Origin of the sequence: Microvirga arabica (genome assembly GCF_016811235.1) — a bacterium.
GTDB classification, from domain to species: Bacteria; Pseudomonadota; Alphaproteobacteria; order Rhizobiales; family Beijerinckiaceae; genus Microvirga; species Microvirga arabica.
This window is the reverse complement of the sequence record NZ_JAFBID010000136.1, coordinates 1-8,355: the sequence shown is the minus strand read 5'-3', so window position 1 is coordinate 8,355 and position 8,355 is coordinate 1. Positions and strand designations below refer to the sequence as shown.

The following is an 8,355-nucleotide window of genomic DNA, read 5'->3' as shown; positions in this document are numbered from 1 at the left end:
AGAGCCGCTCAAGACAGAAGAGCCGCTTACGCCAGAGACTGAACCTGTCGAACAGCAGGATCCTGAACTCAGCTCAGCTCCAGAATTTCGGAAGGCGTCCCAAGCAAAAGAGCACTCGAGGGCGGGCCTGCGTCGGACGGAGACCGAGGCTCAAGTCCGTCACACCGGCTCCGCGGCCATTGTGGTGAAGTCGATACCCGACGCCAAGCGTTCGGACCGGTTCTACACCTCCATCCGCCTGCCGCGGGATCTGTGGGACCAGGCTGGCTTCGGCCCAGATGACCGTCTCCTGCTGGACTGGAGCGGCAAGACCCTGACCATTGAGCGTGTAGCTGAGGGGGGCGTAAAGCCAAAGGCAGTCGGGAGCACCTCTGTGGTCCTCCAGTCCTGGAAGCTCGGCAACCTCAACTTCGCTCAGCCCAAGATCGCCGGCGCAGACGGCTCGCTTCGACTGACTGCGGGACGTCGCAGCCCTAAGACCTGATCGTCGCAACGAGCACAGACATCGTGTATTCCTCTCTGGCATCGTCGTCCGGACGTCTGGTCCTGAGCTAGTCCTGTGACTTGGTCTGAACTGCGATCCAGTCCCGCGCCTTGATCAGTGCCGCCGCGCGATCTGCCGCCAGGACAGTGCCAGGCCGCTGATTGGGTCGGGTGACAACCGCCATCCACTCCAGTGGTGTCGGCTGTAGCCTGATGGTGTAGCCGAGATATTCGAGCGCGAGTGTCTCGTCAGGCCGTTGAGGTTCGACTGAGTTCGGGTGCGGATCAGTCATGGCACGTCAGCATTCGGTGATCGGACTGTGGCGACTCACGTCATGTGCATTCCCCTTCCAAACCCCAGTGTCGAGCAGTTCCGCCCTGCCTCCGTATCGTCCGCTCCGAGTTCACCGCGGTATGTGCTGGTGGATCGTGGATCCCCTCCCCTTTTCCATCGTGCCAAGGTTCCATCAGACTCATCACAGGGCACCTCCTCGCCTTCCTGTAGGCCGAACTGCGGGAGTACTGAATTCAGAGTTGCGCCGAGCTTCATCGCGGACGCGATTGTCAGTGCGTGGCGGTCGCTGGCCTCGTGCTCGTGCGCAAGCTACCAGGATACGATGTATAAGCGTCCACTATCCGCTGCGCGACACGCGACTTCCGTTGATACAACCAAACGTGCAAAGATGTCGGTCATGCAAGAGCCAGACCCCAGACGACGGACGAACCTGCTCAAGATCGGAATGCGGCAGTGCCGCTATATAGTCTCCGACGATCCCCGTCGCGCCGTCTGCTGTGGAGCCCCGACACCGGAAGGGTCGAGCTGGTGCGACTGGCACCGCAGGCTCGTGTATGTACCGGCGCAACCCGTCAGAATTCGGCGTGATGCCCTGACGTCGTAAGGGCGCAGTTCACAACGAGGCCTCCGGAACGAAAACCTAGCAGCCGATCTCGTTTTTGAGCCTCTCGACTTCCGAGCGTGAACTACAGACGTTCTCGCAAGGGATGCCATCATTGTCGCCATCGGCGCGTCGGTAGCCGCCGCACCACATCTGAACAGCTTCCCGGCATGTGCTGGCTGCCTTGCAGGATCTGACCTGGGCGACCTGGAAAGGTCGCAGGTTCTTCAGGCTGTCGATCGGAGGCGACGAGCCAGGTTGATCGAAGGCAAATGCGGATCCGAGTTGGCTTCCTGCCAACACCAGCCCAACGACAAGTGATTTCAGCATTGAGATCTCCCCCTACCCTCTTGGCGCCCGCCAACCGGCGGCCTTAGCTTCGTCCTCAGAGCAGAACCAGCGCTCGCCCTTGGCTTCATCGATGGTCGTGCGGGCATAGTGGCGGCTACTCGGCAGATGGTAGATCCGCTCCGAGCCGGAGATGTTGCCGGTAGAGTCCGCGCTGGTGGTGGAAATTCGCTGACGCGCCGGGTGTTGGGATGAGGTGGTCATTGGGAGGACCGGCTATGGTGGAGTTGCTCGACTGCACCCCAGCTGAAGGAACCCCAATGACCAACGACAGACTACCACTGGCCGAGCTGATGGCGAAGGCCGATGACGGTGACTTTCTGCGCAGTGTCGCGGAAAGCGTGCTCCAGATCCTGATGGAAGCCGATGTCGAGGGCGTGATCGGAGCCGCCCGCTACGAGCGCAGCGGCGAGCGAGCCACCTACCGCAATGGCTATCGCGAGCGGGCGCTCGACACGCGCCTGGGCACCCTGAATCTCAAGATCCCCAAGCTGCGCACCGGAGCCTATTTCCCCGGCTTCCTCGAGCCGCGGCGCACGGCCGAGAAGGCGCTCGTGGCGGTGATCCAGGAAGCCTGGATTGCCGGGGTGAGCACCCGCCGGGTTGATGATCTGGTTCAGGCCATGGGCCTGAGCGGCATCTCGAAGTCCTCCGTGTCCAAGCTCTGCAAGGACATCGACGAGCGGGTGAGCAGCTTCCTGCAGCGCCCGCTCACCGGAGAGTGGCCGTATCTGTGGCTCGATGCCACGTATCTCAAAGTGCGGGAAGGCGGCCGCGTCGTCTCGGTGGCCGTCATAGTGGCTGTTGCGGTCACCACCGACGGCCGGCGCGAGATCGTCGGGCTGCACATCGGTCCGAGCGAGGCGGAGATCTTCTGGACCGACTTCCTGCGCGATCTGGTCAAACGCGGGCTCACGGGCGTGAAGCTGGTGATCTCGGATGCGCATGAGAGCCTCAAGGCCGCGATCCGGCGGGTGCTGGGCGCCACCTGGCAGAGGTGTCGGGTGCATTGGACCCGGAACGCGCTCGCCTACGTGCCCAAGGCGCACCAGACCATGGTGGCGGCCGGGCTGCGCCAAGCCTTCCAGCAGCCCGATCAGGCGGCGGCTCGGGCCAGCCTCTCGCATTTTGCCGACCAGCTCCACAACCGCTGGCCCAAGCTCAAGGTCTTTGTCGATGACAGCCTGGACGACGTGCTGGCCTATATGAGCTTCCCGGCCCAGCACCGGACGAAGCTGCATAGCACGAACCCGCTGGAGCGCCTGAACAAGGAGATCAAACGGCGGGCTGACGTGGTGGGCATCTTCCCGAACGAGGACAGCATCAGGCGCCTGATCGGGGCGGTATTGCTGGAGGCCAATGACGACTGGCAGCTCCAGCACCGTTACATGCAGATCGAAGGAATGGCCGAACTCGCAACACCCATGATCAACCCGCAGGCTCTGGCAATCACCCCACAGGCGAGCTGACCAATGGCCAACTCAAACCGCACCCGAATTTACACTCATTGACGGACGTGACCATGTTGGCCCTTGATGGCGCATTTGCGGTCCGACCCTGTTGAGGCCTCGTTGGGCAGCCTTTCGCCACGACGCCAGTCCCACGGCTTGACGAAGGTGCCCGCCCACAGACCGCGCTTGGCGCGCTGGGCTTCCTTCTCCTCGTCAGAATAGCGGCCATCGGAGTACTGGATGTACTCAACCGCCCAGCCCTGCCGGATCAGCTCACTACCAATGTCCCGGCCATCGGCCTCGCAAGTAGCAACGATGCGGCCATAACGATCCCGGTCCTGCTCTTTGCAGCTCACCCGCCCGCTACGGCCGATGATCGACGCGAGCGCATCGGCTGCTTTTGAGCCGCAGAGATACCGAGCTCCAGATGCGTCATTGCAGGTCTGCTGGCTTTCCGGGCCGTCAACGCCATACAGGCGGATGCGGGTTTTCTCGCCTCGGATCGCAATGGTGTCCACGTCGACAACATCGGCTTGGCCCGAGAGGGACTGAGCCACCACCGGCGATGTCAACGTGATTAGGGCAAGAGCGAGTACAGCAGAACGCAAGCTTATTTCTCCGTATGGCGTCTTTGAATTGTTATGAGTGGATCGCCTGATCTTCTGATTATTCGCACCGTACCAGCACACTGATCTGCTTGGCCTGGTCAGCGAGGTCGGCCGGGGCCATTGCCTGACCCGCCATGCCCTGCTCAACGACGACCTGATTGCTCTCCAGGAAGCTGGCTGCCAATGATCCCTTGATGGCGAAGTTGACGTTCTGAGGAATGTCCCCATTCGTTGCGACCATCACATTGAGCGCATTGAGTTTGGCCGAGACGACACCCACGACATTGCCGTTCTGATCGAAGAGCGGGCCACCCGAGTTCCCCGGTTGCACCGGGGCGGAGACCTGAAGGTATCGGCTGTCGTCCTTGAGCCCGGAGAGGGCCGTGACATTGCCGAGGGTGAAGTTGCCTGAACTGGACAGAAGCGTAGTCAGTGGGAAACCGAATGCGGCTACTCCTTCGCCGAGCCGGATGCCCAATCGCATACCTGCTACCTTGCCGGGCCTCAAAGCCGTTCTGAGGAGAGCAAGGTCGTTGGTAGTGTCTTTGGCCAGAACCCTCCCGGCGACCACGTCACCATTTTCAACTTTCACATTGATGGATGAGCAGCGATCCACAACATGGGCATTCGTCAGCACATGCCCCTCCCGGGACACGAAGAAGCCGGTACCGGAGGATGGACCCTTTTCGTCAGCTTCCGGCTTCGGAGTTGGCCTGGGAGATTGGGGCTCTTCGGGGCGAGCGACCGCCACCGTCTCTTGAGGCGGGGTCATCGTCGGGGCCTCGGTGAAGGGAGCCCCCGTCATGGTTGCCCAGAAGGACCCGGAGATGAGGGTTGCCACCCGCTCCATGTGAAGGCGGGTTTCGCTACCCTTCCAGAACAGGAAGAAGCCCAGCACCCCACGCCCATCCGCATGGAACCGGATATAGGCATCAAGCCCATTGGCCGTTGACATCGAGACGACAAAGAAGTCCGGCTTCAGGATCTTGTAGTGAACCCTGCCGCCCTCGGACAGAACTTTGTCGAGGACGCTCTGGTAGTTTGCGACGAGGGTCGTGCCTCCGAAGTAGGAATAGGCCAAGGATGCCCTGCCCCGGGGGTCCGACCAGGCAATGCCGTTCTCGTCTCTCTTGGCAACCAGTCCGAGGCCGAGCGGCACCCAGATCGGATGGCCCCGGGTCGGGTGCGGAATGGCGCGCAGGTTCCACGTCTGCAAAAGGGGCATCGCGCTGCTGAGCACCTGTCCGAACAGGTCTGCATCAACGGACCCATTCGGGAGCCGTCCGTAGTCCCGCTGGTAGTTCGCAATGGCCTCGAAAAGCCGATTGCTGAAGTTCACGTTCGGAACGGCCGGCCAGTAGCCGTTGGCCGTCAGCAGGACCTGAAGCTTGATCCGTTCGTCAACGGTCAACTGGGAGAAGCTCTGCTCGGCTTGCTGGTATCCAGGAGGGCGGCGTTGAGCAACCGCTGGTTCCGCCATGGTAAAGAAGGCGATCACCAGAAGAACCCAACGCATCACAAAACATCCTCGTACTGCAAAACTTGCCACCAGATTGCCATATTTCGGCTCCGCGGCGCTATAGCTTTAGTGGCACAGTCGTTTGTTACCTCGTGGTCACAGCCCGACCTGAAGACTCCTGGTTAATCTGGGTTCTGCGGCAGTTGAAATTGTCGTCACCGAGGATGCGGCACCATCTCTACCGCTACTTTGTTTCGAGATCTGCGTTCTGCGTAATTTAGTCCGCAGCCGATTATCAATCGGGTTGCACTCATTGAAGTGAAGCATCGAGAACCTAAGAAGACTGTATTCGCCTGCTAGAGAGGTGCCTCGATGAGCAAGGACAACCCGCTGAGGCCGCGCTCACGCCGGAGCCCTAAGCGGATTTTCAGCGAGGCTGAGTTGCAGCGCTATGGGCTACGCCGGATCCCTACCTCCAGGCGGGACACCCCTCCAGGACAGAGGGACGGAGACAGGATTGACCTCAAGAGGTGCGCTTTGCTGGTATGGAATGGGCCAGCGATGCTCCTGTCTAGACTCGCTCGCCTCATGAGGCCACTGTGAGACTGCCCAAGCCCTTTCCTGCCCTTGTTTTGCTGGTGCTTCTCGTTGTCTCGGACGCAGCAGCGGCAGCTTGCCCCCAGCATTTCTTCGGCGGTATCGTTCCTGCACTCGCCAATCCGAAGCTCACGCCCAAGACCCGGCAGATCTGTTACACGGAGTTTGCGTTGCTCCACTCCGGGCTGACCCGCACGCCCCTTTGGGTGGCCGAGCACCTCACCCCCAGGCGAGCAAGCGGCGCTCGTGCCCTGAATCGGGTCAACAACTTCCACGCCGATCCCAACCTTCCGCCCGACGAGAGAGCGGAATTGTCCGACTACGTCCGCAGTGGCTTTGATCGCGGCCACATGGCACCAGCGGGAGACATGACCACCCCCCAGGGAATGGATGAGTCCTTCTCCTTGGCCAACATGGTGCCGCAGAACTCCGACAACAATCGCAATCTATGGGAGAGCATAGAACGCGCTGTGCGCGATTACTCAGAGCGGCAGGAAATCTACGTAGTGACCGGCCCTCTTTTTCAAGGCGATAACCTTCAGGCTCTCAAGGGACGTGTGCTGGTACCAACCCACATTGCAAAAGCCGTCTTTGACCCAAGACTGAATGCTGGAGCGGCTTATCTCACGCCCAACCAGGAGGGTGACGAGTACAGGATTATCTCAATTGCTGAGTTGCAGCAGTTGTCGGGCATTGACCCGTTCCCTCAGCTGTCACCAGACATCAAGCAAAACATCCTGAACCTACCTGCTCCCCAACTTCGGCGGCCGAAAGGACCCGGAAGAAACACCCGTAGACCTCCCCCTCAAGCAGATATTCAAGAACAGCTCCCTGCCCCATCACAGGATGGGTTCATTGGAAGCATCCTTGAGGCTATTGATCAATTTGGACGTCGCCCATGAAGAAGAAGTTTCAGCCGTTTTCAGACGACAGCGCCTCGCTCTGTCTAGGCGAGTTCACTATTGAGAACGGCACATCCAAAGTCGCTCTTTATGGCTCGCTTGACGTAATGCGAGATAAGAACGGCCTCAAGCAAGCGAAGGCACTAAAGGCGGTTGTCGATGCAATCGTGAAAGCCCTGGAACATGATAAGGCACTGCCTGATGAAATCGGCCCTGCGGAGACGCCGCAGCAGGTCAAGAACCCGTTCGCATAGGCTAATCAAACCGGCATGGGAGATGAGCTCCAATTTGGAAGGACACCAGTGAACTGAACGTCCCCGAGTTTACTCTTTCCCTACCCGCTTCGCAGGAGATAGCCGCGTCGCCGCTTGCGCTGGAGCCAGGTTTCAAGGGCTTCCATTGCACGTGACTGGCTTTCGTAGAGCTCGATCCTTCTCTGCCCCGGCCGGCCAATTCGACCCTACTCGCGGATCAAAGTGGCATCACCGAACAGGCTGGGTTCTATCGACAGGACATAGTAGCGAGCCATGTTGCAGGTGGGGTCACACCTGTCGAGCACCAGGTACTGGATCGTGTCTGTGGGCATGCCTCCATGTTGGCCAAGCGTATGGTCGAGGTCCAATCAAAGTCCTGAATCGACTAGAGACCAACGATTCACGGTGGTGATGCACCCTGCGAGCACATGACGGCACTCTGGTCACCGTTAACCTTTGGTTCACCCTAGAGACACACCACTTGGCTTGCGAGGGAGCAAACCCGGAGCGGAGCCATTATCAGACCACACTCCCGCTCATTTCTCCCTGCCGCAACCGAGTCCCATTGAGGCCCTCCTCTTTCTTAGCATCTGAGAGTTCATCATGCCCCAGAGATATTCGCCCTCCCCTGTCAATTTCTCACGGGTGATCATCCTCGCTCTCGGCTTTGGCACCATCACCGGGTGGGGCATGTATGCACTCGCGAGCCGATCCGCTGCTGAGGTAGAAAGCCAGCTGCGCGGACAGGTGAAACACCTGCACCAGATGCAGATGGATCTCCTGACTGAGCGACAGCGCACCACCACAGCCGTGGGCGATCTAGAGCAACTGCGCTCCCAAGTTTCGAAGTTGCGGCAATAAGCCGACCTTCTGACCCAAGCCAGAGACCTTGCCCAGGCTGAACTTGTGACTGCAGCGACTGGGATGAAGGATCTGATCAATCAGCTGAACACCTCCGGCAGCGACGTTTCCACAACAGGTTCGATCAACACGAGCACGGTTGATGCCCAAAACCTTGTCACCGCCACAGCTCAGAAAGCTCTGACAAAACTCGGCTACGGCTCCCTGAAGGCCGACGGCGTCGTTGGATCCGGAACCCGCAAGGCCATCACAGCGTTCCAGCGCGCCAACAAACTTCATGTGACGGGCGAGCTGGACGCTCCGACCCTGCGTCTTCTGACGCCCGGCAAGTTGGCCAGCCATTAACCGCCACTCTTCGGAGCTTTAAAAGGCTCAGAGGCATGATCTTCCCCTATGACATTCTTCGCCTCCTCATGGCCAGGAGTTCGACGGCGAGGTCGATCTTGCCGGCTTTCACCATGCGGACCATGGCGCGGAAATAGCCGCCCGGGTTCTT

At 59.9% G+C, this 8,355-nt stretch carries 11 protein-coding genes and 2 pseudogenes; 7 read left to right on the top strand and 6 right to left on the bottom strand.

The window, feature by feature from the left end:
* Window positions 1-484, top strand: a pseudogene (locus JQC81_RS32815) (hypothetical protein); the annotation flags it as partial.
* A 67-nt stretch (window positions 485-551) separates the two neighbouring features.
* On the opposite strand, the gene JQC81_RS31345 reads toward JQC81_RS32815, so the two are convergent.
* Window positions 552-776, bottom strand: a complete 225-nt coding sequence (locus tag JQC81_RS31345; RefSeq protein WP_203275681.1) for a hypothetical protein — start codon at window positions 774-776, stop codon at window positions 552-554.
* Between the two features lie 42 nt (window positions 777-818).
* On the opposite strand from JQC81_RS31345, the gene JQC81_RS34565 reads away from it, so the two are divergent.
* Window positions 819-1,382 carry a GcrA family cell cycle regulator gene (locus JQC81_RS34565; protein ID WP_376772479.1) on the top strand — a complete coding sequence of 188 codons (564 nt, stop codon included), beginning with the start codon at window positions 819-821 and terminating at the stop codon, window positions 1,380-1,382.
* 339 nt (window positions 1,383-1,721) lie between these two features.
* On the opposite strand, the pseudogene JQC81_RS31335 reads toward JQC81_RS34565, so the two are convergent.
* Window positions 1,722-1,868, bottom strand: a pseudogene (locus JQC81_RS31335) (sunset domain-containing protein); the annotation flags it as partial.
* Window positions 1,869-1,987: 119 nt separating this feature from the next.
* On the opposite strand from JQC81_RS31335, the gene JQC81_RS31330 reads away from it, so the two are divergent.
* Entirely contained in the window at window positions 1,988-3,196 is a 1,209-nt protein-coding gene (locus JQC81_RS31330) for an IS256 family transposase (RefSeq protein ID WP_203275679.1), read from the top strand.
* Window positions 3,197-3,231: 35 nt separating this feature from the next.
* Here JQC81_RS31330 and JQC81_RS31325 read toward each other — a convergent pair whose 3' ends face one another.
* Together JQC81_RS31325 and JQC81_RS33655 are read right to left on the bottom strand one after the other, a co-directional pair.
* Entirely contained in the window at window positions 3,232-3,786 is a 555-nt protein-coding gene (locus JQC81_RS31325; RefSeq protein WP_246520810.1) for a thermonuclease family protein, read from the bottom strand.
* A 58-nt stretch (window positions 3,787-3,844) separates the two neighbouring features.
* Window positions 3,845-5,302 carry a serine protease gene (locus JQC81_RS33655; protein ID WP_246520808.1) on the bottom strand — a complete coding sequence of 486 codons (1,458 nt, stop codon included), beginning with the start codon at window positions 5,300-5,302 and terminating at the stop codon, window positions 3,845-3,847.
* Window positions 5,303-5,844: 542 nt separating this feature from the next.
* Here JQC81_RS33655 and JQC81_RS31320 point away from each other — a divergent pair.
* Window positions 5,845-6,744, top strand: coding sequence for a DNA/RNA non-specific endonuclease (locus JQC81_RS31320; RefSeq protein WP_203275677.1), 900 nt, complete (start codon window positions 5,845-5,847; stop codon window positions 6,742-6,744).
* On the top strand, window positions 6,741-6,998 hold the full coding sequence (locus JQC81_RS31315; RefSeq protein ID WP_203275676.1) for a hypothetical protein: 258 nt from the start codon (window positions 6,741-6,743) through the stop codon (window positions 6,996-6,998). The genes JQC81_RS31320 and JQC81_RS31315 overlap by 4 nt, the downstream gene beginning before the upstream one ends.
* 80 nt (window positions 6,999-7,078) lie before the next feature.
* Here JQC81_RS31315 and JQC81_RS34210 read toward each other — a convergent pair whose 3' ends face one another.
* Together JQC81_RS34210 and JQC81_RS34205 are read right to left on the bottom strand one after the other, a co-directional pair.
* Window positions 7,079-7,198 carry a WGR domain-containing protein gene (locus JQC81_RS34210; protein WP_312887622.1) on the bottom strand — a complete coding sequence of 40 codons (120 nt, stop codon included), beginning with the start codon at window positions 7,196-7,198 and terminating at the stop codon, window positions 7,079-7,081.
* A gap of 6 nt (window positions 7,199-7,204) precedes the next feature.
* Window positions 7,205-7,330: a hypothetical protein gene (locus JQC81_RS34205; RefSeq protein ID WP_312887621.1), complete on the bottom strand. Its 126-nt coding sequence runs from the start codon at window positions 7,328-7,330 to the stop codon at window positions 7,205-7,207.
* A 271-nt stretch (window positions 7,331-7,601) separates the two neighbouring features.
* Between JQC81_RS34205 and JQC81_RS31305 the strand changes: the two genes are divergently transcribed.
* Together JQC81_RS31305 and JQC81_RS31300 are read left to right on the top strand one after the other, a co-directional pair.
* Window positions 7,602-7,859 carry a hypothetical protein gene (locus tag JQC81_RS31305; protein ID WP_203275675.1) on the top strand — a complete coding sequence of 86 codons (258 nt, stop codon included), beginning with the start codon at window positions 7,602-7,604 and terminating at the stop codon, window positions 7,857-7,859.
* 63 nt (window positions 7,860-7,922) lie between these two features.
* Window positions 7,923-8,204 carry a peptidoglycan-binding domain-containing protein gene (locus tag JQC81_RS31300; RefSeq protein ID WP_203275674.1) on the top strand — a complete coding sequence of 94 codons (282 nt, stop codon included), beginning with the start codon at window positions 7,923-7,925 and terminating at the stop codon, window positions 8,202-8,204.
* Window positions 8,205-8,355 lie beyond the last annotated feature (151 nt).